We start from the raw sequence: 16358 nt of genomic DNA on the forward strand, positions 1-16358 counted from the left end.
GCGCATGACCACTCGTTTCGGGGGGCTGCGAGAGACTGCGGGGGACGGCAGCGGATGGCATGTGAAGCGGACGTGAGTTCCTGTACCCAGGTGCTTCCCCACCTGTCACACCCGACGGCCGCCTATCTCAGTCCCTTTGGCCTCATCAGTAACAGCAGCCCCAACCGTCCCTCGTGTCTACCGGGAAACCGCGCCCGACCCGCCTAGCCTCGTCCCGATGAGCTCCGACGCCGAGGTCCCCGACGAGGTGCCACGCAACCGCCGGCTGCAGCCGCCGACCGTGTCGTACCGCGCGCGCGTCGGGGTGCGCGCCCTGTTCGCGTCGCTGTCCCTGCTCGTGCTCGTGGGCAGCGGCGTCGCCTGGGTCACGTTCTCGAACTTCACGGCCAGCGTCCCGCACGGCGACCGTGTCCCCGCCCTGACCCGCGGCGAGAAGGACCCGGACGGCGCGGACCAGAACGTCCTGCTGATCGGCAACGACACCCGGGCCGGCGCGACGAAGGCCGAGCTCAAGGCCCTGCACGCCGGTCACGACACGACCACCGTCAACGCCGACACCATGATGGTGCTGCACATCCCGGCGAACGGCTCGAAGGCGTCGCTGGTGTCCTTCCCCCGCGACTCGTGGGTGACGATCCCGGGCTTCGGCAAGGGCAAGATCAACGCGTCCTACCCCGACGCCTACAACGCCGCCAAGGCCAAGCACGCCACCGAGACCCAGGCACAGAGCGCCGGCATCATCTCGGTGATCCGGACCATCCACGCGCTGACCGGCCTGTACATCAACCACTACATGCAGGTCAGCCTGCTCGGCTTCTACCGCATCAGCAACGCCATCGGCGGCGTCCGCGTCTGTCTCAACGCGGCGCAGAACAAGCACACCGAGGTCGGCGACGGCGCGCACGGCAACTCGGGCATCGACCTGCCGAAGGGCGTGTCGGTCATCAAGGGCACCCAGGCCCTCGCGTTCGTGCGGCAGCGCCACGGCCTCCCGCACGGCGACCTCGACCGCATCCGCCGGCAGCAGTACTTCCTGAAGTCGGCGTTCACGAAGATCACGTCGGCCGGGACGCTGCTGAACCCCTTCAAGTTGCGCAACCTGCTCACGGCGGTCGGCAGCTCGTTGCTCACCGACCCCGGCCTCGACCTGCTGTCCCTCGCCCGGCAGATGCAGTCCCTGACCTCGGGCAAGATCACCCTCGAGACCATCCCGAACAACGGCCCGCAGCTCATCTATCCCGACGGTGTCGAGACCTCGATCGTCCAGGTGAACACGAGCGCCATGCCCGCCTTCATCACCCAGCTCGAGGGCAAGTCCGACGCGGCGCTGAAGAAGGCCAAGCCGGCCGCGCCGGCGACCGTCACCGTCGACGTCCTCAACGGCACGCCCACCCCCCGGCTCGCCGCCCGCAACGCCGCCGCGCTGATCAGGTTCGGTTTCAAGGTCGCCACGGTCGACTCGGCCCCCACCACGGTGGCCACCACCGTGGAGTACCCCGCCGGCGCACAGGCGCAGGCCCTGGCGGTGGCGCGTCGCGTGCCGAAGGCCAAGCTGCTGCTGACGCCCACCCTCTCCCGGGTCACGCTCGTGCTCGGCACGAACGGCCGCGAGGTGGCCGGGCTGCCCGGGCCGGCCTCAGGGGGCGCCACCGCGTCGCCGTCCGGGCGCTCGGCCACTCCTGCGGGGGTCGCCGGGCTCGGTTGCATCGACTGACGCCTGGCAACGAGCCGCACCGCTCAGCAACCTCACACGGCCGCAACTTGTACCCTCGGGCCGATGTCCTACGAACCCCTGCCCCCGCATCTCGACCCGCGCGGTCGACACCGCGGCGGCAGTCACGGGCCGCGAGCCGGGGTGGCCCGCCCCCTGGGGCGGGTGCTCGGCGCGCTGCTGTCGGTCACCCTGCTGCTGGTCGCGGGGTACTACTGGTACACCTACCGCGAGATCAACAACAAGGTGCCGCGCCTGAACGGGCTGCACGTCGGGGCGGCGCCGAGCGGGTCGAACGGCGCCCATGACATCGACGGCAAGGACCAGAACATCCTGCTGGTCGGCAACGACGACCGCTCGAACATGACCAAGAGTGAGATCAAGGCGCTGCACGCCGGCGAGAGCAGCGGCAGCCTGGCCACCGACACCATGATCATCATTCACGTACCGGCGAACGGCTCGAAAGCAACGTTGATCTCGGTACCGCGCGACAGCTACGTCGACATCAAGGGTTTCGGCAAGGGCAAGGTGAACGGCGCCTACGCCGACGCCTATTACAACAGCGCACCGAAGAACGCGACCCCCGACGAGCGGCGCACCGCCGGCGCGAACCTGCTGGTCGACACGTTGCAGGACCTCACCGGGCTGACGATCAACCACTACGTCCAGGTCGACCTGCTGGGCTTCTACCGCATCAGCAACGCGATCGGCGGCGTCACCGTCAACCTCTGCCACGCCGTCGACGACAGCCACCAGGCCAACGTCAACGCAGGCCTGAGCGGTGGTTCCGGGCTCGTGCTGTCCAAGGGCAAGCACACGATCAAGGGCGTCACCGCGTTGGAGTTCGTGCGCCAGCGGCACTTCCTGCCGCGCGGCGACCTCGACCGCGTGCGCCGCCAGCAGTACTTCCTCACCGCCGCCTTCCGTCAGGTCGCCTCGGTCGGCATCCTCACCAAGTTGCGCTCGTTGGGCGACGCCGTCGAGAAGTCCGTCTACCTCGACCCCGGCCTGAACCTGACCGACCTCGGCAGCCAGCTGCAGAACCTGCGCGCCAACAACATCGTCAGCAAGACGATCCCGACCACGAACGCCACCATCGACGGCCAGGACGTCGAGCAGGTCAACAAGACCAAGGTGCAGTCGTTCATCGACAAGCTGATCAATCCGGCGCCCAAACCGTCCGCCACGCCGGGCTCCCCGGGGACGAGTAGCACCGGATCGACGTCCGCCTCGACGCCGACCGCGGCGACGTCGACGAACACGCCCATCGACTCGAAGTGCATCAACTGACCCCGGATGCCTCCAGCCAGCACCCCTGAGCGGCGCTTCGCCGAACTCGTCGCGACCGAGGGCACCCGCCCGTTCGTCACCTACTACGACGAACACACCGGCGAGCGTTCGGAACTGTCCGTGCGCTCGTTGGCCAACTGGGTCGCCAAGACCCACCATCTGCTCACCGACGAGCTGGGGCTCGGGGTGGGCGACGTCGCGCGCATCGACCTGCCGGCGCACTGGATCTCGGTGCCGGTCCTGCTCGGTTGCCTCAGCGCCGGCCTGGCCCTCACCGACTCCGAGGACGCCGACGTCGAGTTCGTGACCGACGCGTCCTCCCGCGGCGGTGCGCCCGACGTGTTCGCGGTCGCGACGGCCTCCGCTGCGGTCGGTTTCCGCGGCAGCGAGCCGGAGGGGACGACGGACTACGTGGTCGCCGTGCGGCCGCAGGCCGACGCCTGGGCGGGCGTGGCCATGCCCGCGGGCCCGGACGACCCCTGTCTGCCCGGGCTCACCCGGCGGGCCGCCGGCACGACGGCCCTGGCCCGGGCCGGCGAGATCGGGCTCGACACGGGTGGGCGCCTACTCACCACCCGCGACTGGCGGGGACCGGCCGAATGGGTGGACGCCGTGCTCGCCCCGCTCGCCGTCGGCGGCTCGCTCGTCGTCGTCCGCAACGCCGACGACGCGACGGTGACGCGGCGCGTCGACCAGGAGCGGGCGACCGCCCAGCTGCGCTGAGGACAGTCGACTAGGCAGCCGGCGGGCGACGGGGCAGCTCGGCGGCCAGGCTGCCCCACCAGCCGACGCCGTCCCCGTCGTAGCGCAGGGCGCGCCGGATCATCCCCAGCGGTTCCCCGAGATCGAAGTCGGCGACGTTGTGCCCGAAGGCCACCGGGTCCACGTCGGGGCCGACGTCGTACCCCCAGGCCATCAGGTTGCCCAGGCGCCACTCCCCCGGCTGCACGGCGTCGTGCCAGCGTCGTCGCAGGCCCACGATCGAACGCGTCTCGCCGGGCGGGCGGTAGACGACGCACAGCGCGTCGGGGCCCTCGGTCCAGGCGTCGACGACGTGAACGAGCTGCGCGGCGGTGACCATGCTGACCTGCAGGCGGTCGAGGCAGGCGGCGAGCGCAAGGTCGGACCACTGCTGCTCGCTCACGCGCTGCTCCGGCACACCCACCCGACCAGGCTGCCACACCCGCTGACCGGGACTACTTCAGCAGCTGGCGGGCCATCACCATGCGGTTGATCTGGTTCGTTCCCTCGTAGATCTGGGTGATCTTGGCGTCGCGCATCATGCGCTCCACGGGGAAGTCGCGGGTGTACCCGGCGCCGCCGAACAGCTGCACCGCGTCGGTGGTCACCGACATCGCGGTGTCGCTCGCGAACACCTTCGCGGCCGAGGACGTGAAGGTCAGATTCGGCTCGTTGCGCTCGGCGCGGGCGGCCGCGGCGTAGACGAGGTGACGGGCGGCTTCAATGCGCATGCCCATGTCGGCGAGCATGAACTGGATGCCCTGGAAGTCGGCGATGCGCTGACCGAACTGCCGGCGCTCCGAGACGTAGTCGCGGGCCGCGTCGAACGCGCCCTGCGCGATGCCCAGGGCCTGCGCGCCGATCGCGAGCCGGGTGTGGTCGAGGGTGCGCAGCGCGGTCTTGAACCCGGTGCCGGGCTCGCCCACGATGCGATCGGCCGGGATGGTGCAGTCCTCGAAGTAGATCTCGCAGGTCGGGCTGCCCTTGATGCCGAGCTTGCGTTCCTTGGCGCCGACCGAGAACCCCGGGTCGTCCTTGTGCACGACGAACGCCGAGATGCCGTTCGCCTTCTTGTCGGCATCGGTGACGGCCATGACCGTGTACCAGCTGGACACGCCGGCGTTGCTGATCCACGCCTTGGTGCCGTTCAGCACCCAGGTGTCGCCGTCGCGCACGGCGCGGGTGCGCATCGACGCCGCGTCGGAACCGGCCTCGCGCTCGGACAGCGCGTAGCTGATCATGGCCTCGCCGGAGGCGATGCTCGGCAGCACCTGCTGCTTGAGCTGCTCGGAGCCGGACAGGATGATCGGCTGCGAGCCGAGCTTGTTGACGGCCGGGATGAGCGCGGACGACGCGTCGGCGCGGGCGACCTCCTCGACCACGATGCACGCCGAGATCGCGTCGGCACCGGCGCCCCCGTAGGCCTCGCCGAGGTGGACGGCGTGGAACCCGGCCCTGACCATCGCCTCGTAGACGTCCCAGGGGAACTCGCCGGCCTCGTCGATGTCGGCGGCCCGGGGCGCGACGCGGTCGTCGGCGAACTCCCGCACCGCCTTGCGCAGCATCTGCTGTTCTTCGGAGAGCCGGTACTGGTCGAAGGCTGCGTCCACGTCGCTCATGACCTCGATAGTAGGACGCCCTAGTAATCAGGTCATCCGGCCCGTGGGCGCCCCCGGACGCTGGGATAGTCTTCCCGGGAGCCGTGACTGGCGCTGTTGAGGTGGTCCGACCACCGGGGAGCGGTTCTGTTCACCCGCCGCGCGCCTGGGCCCACCGACTCGCGATCGGAGTTCTCCCGTGTCCCAGCCCTTCGACGGCTCGACTGCGTCAGCCGCCTACCGCAACGCCCTCGAGGTCATCGGCGCCGTCGAACCGACGATTGCCGACGCCATCCGCAGCGAGCTGACCGACCAACGTGAGTCGCTGAAACTGATCGCCAGCGAGAACTACGCCTCCCCCGCCGTGCTGCTGACGATGGGCACCTGGCTCTCGGACAAGTACGCCGAGGGCACCGTCGGGCACCGCTTCTACGCTGCGTGCCAGAACATCGACACCGTCGAGCAGGCTGCCGCCGACCACGCGAAGGCCCTGTTCGGCGCCTCGCACGCCTACGTGCAACCGCACTCAGGCATCGACGCCAACCTGGTCGCCTTCTGGGCGATCCTGGCCCAGCGCATCGAGGCGCCCGCACTGGCGGCGGCCGGCGCCAAACACGTGAACGACCTCGACGAGGGCGACTGGCAGCAGCTGCGCCGTGCACTCGGCGACCAACGCGCGCTGGGCATGTCGCTCGATGCGGGTGGGCACCTCACCCACGGCTTCCGGCCCAACATCAGCGGCAAGATGTTCCACCAATCGTCCTACGGCACGGACGAGAACACCGGCCTGCTCGACTACGACAAGGTCCGCGCGACCGCCCGGGAGTTCAAGCCACTCGTCCTCATCGCCGGATACTCGGCGTACCCCCGCAAGGTCAACTTCGCCACGATGCGCGAGATCGCCGACGAGGTCGGCGCCGTGCTCATGGTCGACATGGCGCACTTCGCCGGGCTCGTCGCGGGCAAGGTCTTCACCGGCGACTACGACCCGGTGCCGCACGCGCACGTCGTCACCACGACCACGCACAAGTCGTTGCGCGGCCCGCGCGGAGGCATGGTGCTGTGCCAGCCGGAGTTCGCCGACTCCGTCGACCGCGGCTGCCCGATGGTCCTCGGCGGCCCGCTGGGCAACGTCATGGCCGCGAAGGCCGTCGCCTTCGCCGAGGCCCGTCGGCCCGAGTTCCGCACGTACGCCCAGGCCGTCGCCGACAACGCGGTCACGCTCGCGGAGGGGCTGGCCCGCCGTGGCGTCACGCTGGTCACCGGCGGCACCGAGAACCACCTCGTCCTGCTGGACGTGTCCGGGTTCGGCCTCACCGGACGGCAGGCCGAGTCGGCCCTGCTCGACTCGGGCATCGTCACGAACCGCAACGCGATCCCGCGCGACCCGAACGGCGCCTGGTACACCTCCGGCGTCCGGATCGGCACGCCGGCGCTCACGTCGCGCGGCTTCGGGGCCGCCGAGTTCGACCGCACGGCCGAGCTGATCGTCGACGTGCTCACCGCGACCTCCCCGACGGCGGCCGCGTCGGGCGGCGCGTCCAAGGCGAAGTACACCGTCGCCGACGGCGTGGTCGACAAGACCCGGTCCGCGGCGCACGAGCTGCTCACCGCGAACCCGCTCTACCCCGGCCTCGACCTGGGCTAGGCCGCCCGGCACCTCCCCATCGACCCACCGTGCTCGACCCTCGACGAGGAGGACTGCGTGCCGCTCGACCCGAACATCGCCGGACTGTTGCAGATGACCAACTCCACCCCGGCCCTGTCGGCCGGCACCCCGGCCGACGCCCGTGCCGCGCTGCGGATGCTCATGGTCACGTTCCGCGACCCGGCCGGCGTGGTGCAGGTGGCGTCCGTCGAGGCGGGGTTCGCGGGCGGGGTGCCCGTCCGCGTCTACCGCCCGGCCGAGTCGGCGTCGGGCACGGCCACGGGAACCATCGTCTACCTGCACGGGGGCGGGTTCGTCATCGGCGACCTCGACACCCACGACGGCGCGTGCCGACGGCTGTGCCGGGACGCGAACGCGGTCGTGGTCAGCGTCGACTACCGGCTCGCGCCGGAGCACCCCTTCCCGGCAGCCGTCGACGACTGCTACGCCGCGCTGACCTGGGTCGCGGCCAACATCGGCGACTACGGCGCGGACGACGCACGGCTGGTCGTCGGCGGCGACAGTGCCGGCGGCAACCTCGCCGCGGTCTGTGCCCAGCAGGCGCAGCACGACGGGCTGTCGCTGGCCGGTCAGCTGCTGCTCTACCCGAGCACCGACATGTCGCGCGACTACCCCTCACGGACCGAGAACGGCGACGGCTACTTCCTGACCCTCGCCGACGTCGAGTGGTTCGCTGCGCAGTACACCGGGATCACGGGCGGGGCCGCGGCGCTGGCCGACCCCGCGGTGTCCGACGTCGCGGCCGACCCCCGCCTGTCACCGCTGCGGGCGGCGAGCCTGACCGGCCTGCCACCGGCGGTGGTGGCCACAGCCGAGTTCGACCCGTTGCGCGACGAGGGTGACGCCTACGCCGACGCGCTCAGCGCGGTCGGCGTACGCGTCGCCCATCGGCAGTTCCCGGGGCTGATCCACGGGTTCTACGGCCTGGAGCAGTTCAGCCCGGCCATCGCCGAGGCGACGTCCTGGATCAACGCCCAGGTGGCCGAGCTGCTGCGGTGAACGGTGTACGTCCCGCTCAGTCGAGCACCTTGTTCGGGTCGTAGAGCACCACAGTGCCGCCGATCAGGTCGGGCAGGCTCTGCCGCTTGGCCGACGACAGGAACAGGATGAACGAGATGAGGCCGGTGATGATGCTCAGGATCTGCTGCACGATGACGCCGACGATGTCGCGCAACGCCATCGTGCCAAAGGTCGCCGACCGACCGTCCACCGGCTTATAGCACCGCATCCCGAGCACGCGGAGCGCCGGCGAGGTGCCCTTGCCCCACAGGACGAGGCCCCAGATCAGGTAGCCGATCACGAGCGTGACGAGGATCAGCGGGATGGCGAGAAAATAGGCGCCGATGCGGCGGCCGCGGCTCGCGAGCTCGGTGCCGACCGGCAACGTCAGGCCGGACTCCTGGTGGAAGTAGTAGCCGGGGGGTGCGTATCCCGCAGGTGCGACGGGCGCCGACGGGTAGCCGCCCTGACTGACGGGCGGCGGCGCGGAGCCGGGCTGCCCGTAGTTGCCCTGTGGCGGCGGCGGGAACCCGCCCTGCGGCTGCTGACCCTGCTGTGTGTAACTGCCCTGTTGACCCTGGGGCGGGTGACCGCCGCCCTGCGGCTGCTGACCCGGAGGCGGGCCTTGTGGCGGCTGACCGTGTGGCGGCTGACCGTGTGGCGGCTGACCGTGTGGCGGCTGACCGTGTGGCGGTTGGCCGCCGCCGTGGGGCGGCTGGTTGGGGTCCGAGGGGTCGTGCTTGCCGAAGTCGGTCACCGGCTGGCTCCTTGGCTGGGGCGTCGTCAGTAGCGCGTCACGGTAGCGCACGCTGACCGCCCCGACCACCGTCACGACGTCGTGGCGACCCCGAGCGAGCTGAGGGCGTAGCCGGGGAACACCGAGTTCGGCGACCCGACGCCGAGGCGTTTCTGGGCCAGCTCGCCGAGCACGTCGAAGGGGCTGTTCAGGCCGGGCACGTCGCCGCTGTCCACAGTGGTCGCGCTGAGCTTGTTCCACTTGCCGAACACCGAGCTCTTGGCCAGGCCACCACCCAGCAGCCACATGACGCTGCCGTGGCCGTGGTCGGTGCCGCCGCTGTCGTTCATCGCGACCCGGCGCCCGAACTCGGTCATGACGACGACGGTGACTCGCTTGCGGCGGGTCGGCCCGAGGTCGTCCATGAAGGCACGCAGCGCGGTCCCGGCGGCGGCGAGGTTGTTGTCCAGGTCGTTGGCTTCGTCGGTGTGGGTGTCCCAACCGCCGACGTCGACGGTGGCGACCTGCATGCCGACCTCGGCCTTGAGGATGCCGGCGATGTCCTTCAGCGCGCTTGCGAAGGCGCCGCTGGGGTAGACGGTCGTGGTGGCCGGCTTGGCCTGGATGGTGGCGGCAGTGGTCAGGGCGGCCAGGGTGTCCGGTACGTCGTCGGCCAACGGGCTGCCCACGCCGCGGTACAGGGTCGACATTGCTTTCTCAGCTGCTGCGCTGTAGCTCGCAGTGCCGGGGAAGGTGAACGTGTTGATGCCGGACAGTGTTACTGACGGGACCGGCCCGGCGAGGGATGCGGGGGTGGCCGAGCCCTCGGAGATGGCCCGGAAGGTCGTCCCCAAGCCCATCTGACTCAGCGCCCGGTCCAGCCAGCCGGTCGTTGCGGTGTCGGATCCGCCCTTCTCTAGGAATTGAGCCGCCTGAAAGTGGCTGTGACTGACTCCCGGCACCGAGACCGCGGGCACGAAGGCCAGCTCGCCCGTCCCCCAGAGGCCGTCGTAGAGCGGCTTGAGGTTCTTGTTCAGGGCCCACCCCGAGGTGCCGGGCAGAGCGATGGCGTCCGTGGGGACGAGCTTGCTCCGCACCGTTCTCAGGTAGTCCACGCCGAGGTCGCTCGAGCTCGGCACCAGGATGCGCAGCCCGTCGGCCGCGCCGCGCATGAACACGACGACCAGCGTCTGGTCGTTGGCGGTCGCGGCCGAGGCGAACGACGCCCGGCTGGTCACCAGCTGGCTGCCGAGGGTGGCGACGCCGGCCATGCCCACGCCGGCGAGGAAGCGACGGCGGGTCCACCCGCTCTGGCCCCACGCCTCGTCCTGCGCAGCGAGCTCGCAGCTGACCCGCTCGGCGCGGCGGCGCAGGACGGTGTCGAAGGTGCCGGTCATGAGCGAGCTCCGCGAGCAAATGACCCGGCGGTGTGGCCTTCGGCGGCCGGAGTGAAACGTAGGTCGGTCATGAGAGAGCTCCGTTCAGCGGAAGGCGTGATGGGGGGCGTTCAGAATGAGCGCGGCCAGGGTGCCAGCCAGCCAGCGCAGGACCGACCGGTCCATGGACGTGCCCGCCGGCTCACCCAGATACGTTTGCAAGGCGGCGAGGTGCGCGGCGGACCAGCTCATCCCGGTCAGACGTTTGGTCATGAGGCTGATCGCTTCGCCGCTGCTGGTCGGGGTCGCGCCGCCGTACAGCGAGGCCGTCGATGGCGCCGGAAATCCAGCCCACCAGGCCCCAGTCATGGCCTGGTGCATGCTCCAGAGCTGAAGGATTGTCCCGGAGGAGCGCCAGGAGTTGGCGTCGTCGGGGTAGCCGTTCGGCGCGGGCCAGTCGAGGGGGCGGTTGCCCATCTGATAGGTGACCCAGTTCAGGGTGCCGAGCGCCTTGGTCATGTCGTTGGGCGTGATGTCGAGCAGCCGGATCGTGGCCATGACGTTCTCGGCCGGGCGGCGCACCTTCTTGCCGCGGGACTCCCAGAACTCCGTCGAGCGCAGGATGGTCGACAACATGGGCAGGATCTGCGTGCCGCTCGCGGTGTAGGCCGCGGCCACCGCGGCCACCAGGTCGGCCGACGGGGTGTCGCTGACCAGCCTGACGCAAAGCTTCTGCGCGAGGTGCTTGGCGGTGGCCGAATGGCCGGCCAGGTACCGCAGCAGGGCGTCGCCCGCCTTCTCGCCGCCCGCCGCCGTCGTGTTGGCGTTGGTGAACCCGAGGACCGTGACCTTGCCGGTGCCATGAATGTCGGGGTTGTAGACGTAGTGGTTGTTGGCGTCGAGGGTGCGCCCGGTGAGCAGCTTGGCCGCGTTCTTGACGTCGTTCTCGGAGTAGATGCGCCCGACGGTGTGCATCTCCATCAGCTCGCGGCCGTAGTTCTCGTTGACGGCGAGCTTGGTCGACTGGGCGAGGTTCAGCGACAGCAGCATGGCCGGGTTCTTGGCCGAGGCCAGCAGCATGTCGGTGAACGAGCCCAGGACGTAGGGCCGGATGACGTCGCGGTCGTGGGTGTGCCGGGTGGTCCACAGGTCGCCGTTGTGGTTGGGGACGTTGAGGTGGTTGCTGAAGAAGTCGACCAGCACCTCGTAGAGCTGCGCCTCGCTCCACGCCTGCAGGCCCATGGTGACCTGGCTGAGCTGGTCCATCGCGTCCGACCCATATGGGTTGCCGTTCGCGGCCAGGGTGGCACGCAGGTCGAAGGGGCTCAACGACAGCAGCGGCCCCTGGGCCGCCACCGCCGGGTTGCCGGAGTAGCCCTGGCAGCGGCGGCCGGCTGCGACCTGTGCGGCGTACCAGGCGTCCGGGCCGGTCTGGGCGAGGGAGGCACGCGAGGCGGTGGTCGGGCCGAAGGCGCAGCGCGAGAGCAGGTGGTTGACGGGATCCCAGACGAGCGGCGCCGCGGCGGTCCGGGCGGCATTCCCTTGCGCCAACGCGATCGTCGGGTAGATGCGGATGGACACGGCGGGGACCTTTCGACCTCGGGTCCCGAAGCGCAGCGGGCCGGCTTCGGAGTGGAACGCCCCCGCGCTCATGTAAGTTCTGCGTGAAGTTACCCGTAGTCGAACGTCCCTAACCAGAAAAGTCGAAGGTCCCGCCGACAGGTTCTCGAGTCGTCTCCGGCCCGGTTTTCCGGGGCGTTGCCCGCTTTGTCCAACGGCTACGTTAGGAGAATGAGTGAATCTGCATCGGCGACCATCGGCGTCACCGGCCTCGCGGTCATGGGCCGCAACCTGGCCCGCAACCTGGCCCACAACGGGCACACGGTGGCGCTGCACAACCGCACCAACGCCCGCACGACCGACCTCGTCGACAAGCACGGTGACGAGGGCACCTTCGTACCGTCCGAGTCGCTCGAGGGCTTCGTCGCCTCGCTGACCACGCCGCGGGCGATCATCATCATGGTCAAGGCCGGCGGACCCACCGACGCCGTGATCGACGAGCTCGCGCCCCTGCTCGACGAGGGCGACATCATCGTCGACTGCGGCAACGCCCACTACAGCGACACCCGCCGGCGCGAGCACGACCTGTCCGAGCGGGGGATCCATTTCGTCGGCTGCGGCGTCTCCGGCGGCGAGGAGGGCGCGCTGCTCGGCCCGTCGATCATGCCCGGCGGCTCCGAGCAGTCCTACGCGAAGCTCGGGCCCATCTTCGAGTCCATCGCCGCCGACGTCGACGACACCCCGTGCTGCGTCCACGTTGGCCCGGACGGCGCCGGCCACTTCGTCAAGATGGTGCACAACGGCATCGAGTACGCCGACATGCAGCTCATCGCCGAGGCCTACGACCTGCTGCGCGCCGGACTCGGCGCGTCACCGGCCGAGATCGCGGACATCTTTCGCAGCTGGAACGAGGGCGACCTCGAGTCCTTCCTGATCGAGATCACCGCGGACGTCCTGGCCCAGAACGACGACGCCACCGGCAAGCCCTTCGTCGACGTCGTCCTGGACCAGGCCGAGCAGAAGGGCACCGGCCGCTGGACGGTGCAGAGCGCCCTCGACCTGGGCGTGCCGATCACCGGCATCGCCGAGGCGACGTTCGCGCGAGCGCTGTCGGGCCACGCCGAGCAGCGCAGGCCGGCGCAGGAGGCGTTCGGCTCCGAGATCGGCGACCTCGCGATCACCGACCGCGACGCGTTCATCGAGGAGGTCCGCCTCGCGCTGTACGCGTCCAAGGTGGTCGCCTACGCCCAGGGCTTCGACCAGATCAAGGCCGGCTCCCGGGAGTACGGCTGGGACGTCGACCCGGGCGCCATGGCCACCATCTGGCGCGGCGGCTGCATCATCCGGGCCCGCTTCCTCAACCGCATCCGCGACGCCTACGCCGACGACCCCGACCTGTCGTCGCTGCTCGTCGCGCCGTACTTCGCCGACGCCGTTCGTTCGGGCGTCGACGCGTGGCGACACGTGGTCGTGCAGGCGACCCAGGCCGGTATCCCCATTCCCGCCTTCGCGTCGTCGCTGTCGTACTACGACGGGCTGCGCCGTGACCGGCTGCCCGCCGCGCTCATTCAGGGGCTGCGCGACAACTTCGGGGCGCACACCTACAAGCGGGTCGACCGCGAGGGCACCTTCCACGTCGAGTGGGCGGGCGACAAGGCCGAGCACGACGCGTAGGCGACCGGTCGCCGGGAGCTGAGGGTCAGTCCGGTCGCGGTCCGGGTCACGCCGACCTGCCCCACGTGCGTGGTCGGTGACCGGGCAGTGCGACCGGTGCGGCCGGTGCTGCGATGGTGCTGCGATGGTGCTGCGATGGTGCTGGGTCAGGTGGGACGCTCGTCGAGATCCATCTCGTGGTCGAGGTCCTGGTCGATCGTCTCGTCCGTGCGGACGGCGTCCCGGCTGGAGGCGCCGGGGTCGTCCCCGGCCCCGTCGTCGGCCTCAGGCGCGGGGTTGTTCGGCCCGTAGTAGCGACGGGGTTGCTGGACGCCCCGGCCCGACACGGGGGGCGGGTCGTCGTGGCCGTGCGAACGGAACGCGGGCATCTCACCGGTCGTGGTCGGGCTCTGCTCGGCCGGGTTCCAGGTCTGTGACGGCTCGGCCGCGGCGTCCTGGTCGGCCTGCGGGGAGTCCTCGGACGGGGCCGGCGCGTCGTGCCCGGCGGCGCCGGCTCGTGCCCGGAAGCGCTCGGCGTCCGGATGACCCTCGGGTGGCTCCAGCAGGAACGGCGGTTCGGTCTGCGGTGCCGGCTCGGGAGCGACCGGCTGCGGTTCGGTGGGCTGCGGTTCGGTGGGCTGCGGCCCGGCGGGCTCGGGGCTGACCGGCTGCGGCTCGGTCGGGTGCGGGCCATCGGGTGCGGGGCCGACCGGTTCGGGTGCCGCGGGCTCGGGTGCCGCGGGCTCGGGTGCGGTCGACTCCGGGCTGACGTCCTCCGGCGCCCGGTAGGCGGCGTTGCGGTCGGAATCGGTCTCCCGGCCGCCGTTGTCCCGGCCGTCGTTGTCCGCGCTATCCGCGTCACGGTCCGAGAGGTTGCCACGGTCGCTGTCGGGGTGGTCGCTGTCGGCGTGGTCGCTGTCGGGGTGGTCGCTGTCGTCGTGCAGGCGCTCCCCCACGTAGAGGGCTCCTGCCCCGGCCGCCGCTCCGGCGCCGGCCAACGGCAGCTCGGTCGTGACCGCCGAGGACCGCTGGTCACCGTCGCTCGAGCCTGAGGTGCCGGGCGTGCCGTACCCACCGGAACGTTCCCCGGTCGGATAGGCCCCACCCGTGTGCTCCGCGGCCGGACGGTCGTGAGCGCCCTGCCGGTAGTCGTCCTGCGGGTAGTCGTCCGAGCGCTCGTCGCGTCGGTAGTCGTCCGAAGGCTCGTCGCGCCGGTAGTCGTCCTGCGTGTAGTCCTCGGGACGCTCGCTGTCCTGGTCCGCGGCGGCGCGCCGTGCGGCGGCCTGGGCGTCCCGGGTGCTGTGTACCGACAGGCGGCCGATGGCGACGGCCGCGAACAGGATGATCAGCGCACCCAGCCCCGTGAAGAACGCCAGGTACTCGGCGACGTAGCGGCGGTCACCGGCCGCCGACGGCGCGCCGGGTGAGCCGAGGGTCAGCAGGTAGGACACCTGCTGGCCGACGACGAACCAGCCGCCGGCCAGGGCTGCGATCCACGCCCCGAAGCTGGTGACGATGCGGTTCGCCGAGAGGATGAGCAGCACACCACCGAGCACCGCGATGCCGCCGGGCAGGACCTCATACCAGCCGCGCGCGGCGGTCCAGTGCCAGGTCTCGTGCGGATGGGGCGTGTAGGCAAAGTGGAACGACGGCCCGACGAACGGGATGAACGCACCCCAGATGCCGGCCAGCACGAGGACCACTCCGGACACGGCGCCGCGGCCGCGCGACAGCCGCATCCCTGCTCGAGGCGGGGCCGCGTCGGTGTCGGCTTCGCTCACGGTGGAGCACCTCCGGCGTCAGCGGACGCAGAACCGTCCGTGGACCCCCAGCGTTACCCAGAGCTGCCGAACCGGCCCGAAGGCACGCCGATCACGCCCCGGTCATCCCCGATCACGAGCGAGCTCCGTTGCGCTCGCGTCACTCGCCGGTGTTCCCGCCTTCGGTGATCAACAGACTCAATCGGCTCGGCAGCACGAGCAAGCTCGGCTGCGCTCGCCTCACTCGCCGGTGGGCAGCTCGTTGTGTCCGCCGAACGCCTTGCGCATGGCGGACAGCAGCTTGTCGGCGTAGACGGCCTCGCCGCGGCTGGAGAACCGGGCGAACAGCGCGGCGGCGAGGACCGGCGTCGGCACGCCCTCGTCGATGCTGGCCTTGATCGTCCAGCGGCCCTCGCCGGAGTCCGACACCCGGCCGGCGATGCCGTCCAGATTCGGGTTGCCGTGCAGGGCACCGGCGGTGAGGTCGAGCAGCCACGACGCGATGACCGAACCGCGCCGCCACACCTCGCTGATGGCGTCCAGATCGAGGTCGTACTGGTAGTACTCGGGCTGCTCGAGGGGTGTCTCCTCGGCCGAGTGGGTCTTCTCGGTCTTGCCGGCGTTGGCCTTGGCCAGCACGTTCAAACCCTCGGCGTAGGCGGCCATCATCCCGTACTCGATGCCGTTGTGGACCATCTTGACGAAGTGGCCCGACCCGGCGGGCCCGCACAGCAGGTAGCCCTGCTCCTCTGGCGCGGGGTCGCCCTCGCGGCCCGGCGTGCGCTCGATGTCGCCGAGCCCGGGCGCGATGCTCCGGAACAGCGGCTCGCAGTGCTCGTAGGCCTTCTGGTCACCGCCGATCATCAGGCAGTACCCGCGGTCCAGACCCCACACGCCGCCGCTCGTCCCGACGTCGAGGTAGTCGATGTTCTGGTTCTCCTTGAGGGCCTTGGCGCGGTCGTAGTCCTCGCGGTAGTTCGAATTGCCGCCGTTGATGATGATGTCGCCCTCGTCGAGCAACTCCGACAGCTGGGTGACGACCTTGTCCGTGATGCCCGCCGGGATCATCACCCAGGCCACGCGCGGCTTCTCGAGCTTCTGGACGAACTCCTCGAGGGTCTTGGCGCCGACGGCGCCCTCGCCGGCCAGCTGGTCGACGGTGTCGGGGTTCGTGTCGAAGGCGACCGCCGTGTGGCCGTCGCGCATGATGCGGCGCACGATGTTCGCGCCCATCCGGCCGAGACCGATCATTCCGAGCTGCATGG

At 70.6% G+C, this 16358-nt stretch carries 13 protein-coding genes and 1 riboswitch; of the genes, 6 read left to right on the forward strand and 7 right to left on the reverse strand.

The genetic code is table 11. From position 1 onward, the window contains the following. Positions 1 to 217: 217 nt before the first annotated feature. From ACFFCA_RS00005 to ACFFCA_RS00015, 3 genes are all read left to right on the forward strand, one after another. Positions 218 to 1714, forward strand: a complete 1497-nt coding sequence (locus tag ACFFCA_RS00005; RefSeq protein ID WP_375480859.1) for an LCP family protein — start codon at positions 218 to 220, stop codon at positions 1712 to 1714. 63 nt (positions 1715 to 1777) lie between these two features. Continuing rightward, on the forward strand, positions 1778 to 3001 hold the full coding sequence (locus tag ACFFCA_RS00010) for an LCP family protein (protein WP_375480860.1): 1224 nt from the start codon (positions 1778 to 1780) through the stop codon (positions 2999 to 3001). Positions 3002 to 3007: 6 nt separating this feature from the next. Beyond that, a complete protein-coding gene (locus ACFFCA_RS00015; RefSeq protein ID WP_375480861.1) occupies positions 3008 to 3724 on the forward strand; it encodes a TIGR03089 family protein in 717 nt (238 codons plus the stop codon). A gap of 10 nt (positions 3725 to 3734) precedes the next feature. Here the strand turns inward: ACFFCA_RS00015 and ACFFCA_RS00020 are convergent, their stop codons facing one another. Further along, on the reverse strand, positions 3735 to 4145 hold the full coding sequence (locus tag ACFFCA_RS00020) for a hypothetical protein (RefSeq protein ID WP_375480862.1): 411 nt from the start codon (positions 4143 to 4145) through the stop codon (positions 3735 to 3737). Positions 4146 to 4197: 52 nt separating this feature from the next. Next, positions 4198 to 5361, reverse strand: coding sequence for an acyl-CoA dehydrogenase family protein (locus ACFFCA_RS00025; RefSeq protein ID WP_375480863.1), 1164 nt, complete (start codon positions 5359 to 5361; stop codon positions 4198 to 4200). Between the two features lie 73 nt (positions 5362 to 5434). Continuing rightward, a riboswitch (ZMP/ZTP riboswitch) is annotated at positions 5435 to 5519 on the forward strand. A 20-nt stretch (positions 5520 to 5539) separates the two neighbouring features. Between ACFFCA_RS00025 and ACFFCA_RS00030 the strand changes: the two genes are divergently transcribed. Both ACFFCA_RS00030 and ACFFCA_RS00035 read left to right on the forward strand, forming a co-directional pair. Beyond that, complete coding sequence (locus tag ACFFCA_RS00030) at positions 5540 to 6988, forward strand: glycine hydroxymethyltransferase (RefSeq protein ID WP_375480864.1); 1449 nt, start codon at positions 5540 to 5542, stop codon at positions 6986 to 6988. Between the two features lie 57 nt (positions 6989 to 7045). Continuing rightward, complete coding sequence (locus tag ACFFCA_RS00035) at positions 7046 to 8008, forward strand: alpha/beta hydrolase (protein WP_375480865.1); 963 nt, start codon at positions 7046 to 7048, stop codon at positions 8006 to 8008. Between the two features lie 16 nt (positions 8009 to 8024). On the opposite strand, the gene ACFFCA_RS00040 is transcribed toward ACFFCA_RS00035, so the two are convergent. The 3 genes from ACFFCA_RS00040 to ACFFCA_RS00050 all read right to left on the reverse strand — a co-directional run bounded on the left by ACFFCA_RS00040 (position 8025) and on the right by ACFFCA_RS00050 (position 11701). Continuing rightward, positions 8025 to 8765, reverse strand: a complete 741-nt coding sequence (locus ACFFCA_RS00040; RefSeq protein WP_375480866.1) for an RDD family protein — start codon at positions 8763 to 8765, stop codon at positions 8025 to 8027. Positions 8766 to 8836: 71 nt separating this feature from the next. After that, positions 8837 to 10141 (reverse strand): DUF1501 domain-containing protein, encoded by a 1305-nt coding sequence (locus ACFFCA_RS00045; protein WP_375480867.1) that lies wholly within the window; start codon positions 10139 to 10141, stop codon positions 8837 to 8839. An 84-nt stretch (positions 10142 to 10225) separates the two neighbouring features. Beyond that, entirely contained in the window at positions 10226 to 11701 is a 1476-nt protein-coding gene (locus ACFFCA_RS00050; RefSeq protein WP_375480868.1) for a DUF1800 domain-containing protein, read from the reverse strand. Between the two features lie 210 nt (positions 11702 to 11911). Between ACFFCA_RS00050 and gndA the strand changes: the two genes are divergently transcribed. Continuing rightward, a complete protein-coding gene (gene gndA / locus ACFFCA_RS00055; RefSeq protein WP_375480869.1) occupies positions 11912 to 13354 on the forward strand; it encodes an NADP-dependent phosphogluconate dehydrogenase in 1443 nt (480 codons plus the stop codon). Positions 13355 to 13500: 146 nt separating this feature from the next. Here gndA and ACFFCA_RS00060 read toward each other — a convergent pair whose 3' ends face one another. Both ACFFCA_RS00060 and gnd read right to left on the reverse strand, forming a co-directional pair. After that, positions 13501 to 15114 carry a hypothetical protein gene (locus ACFFCA_RS00060; protein ID WP_375480870.1) on the reverse strand — a complete coding sequence of 538 codons (1614 nt, stop codon included), beginning with the start codon at positions 15112 to 15114 and terminating at the stop codon, positions 13501 to 13503. Positions 15115 to 15333: 219 nt separating this feature from the next. Continuing rightward, complete coding sequence (gene gnd / locus ACFFCA_RS00065) at positions 15334 to 16356, reverse strand: phosphogluconate dehydrogenase (NAD(+)-dependent, decarboxylating) (protein ID WP_375480871.1); 1023 nt, start codon at positions 16354 to 16356, stop codon at positions 15334 to 15336. Positions 16357 to 16358 lie beyond the last annotated feature (2 nt).

The sequence above is a fragment of the uncultured Jatrophihabitans sp. genome (genome assembly GCF_964252635.1).
Lineage (GTDB): Bacteria > Actinomycetota > Actinomycetes > Mycobacteriales > Jatrophihabitantaceae > Jatrophihabitans.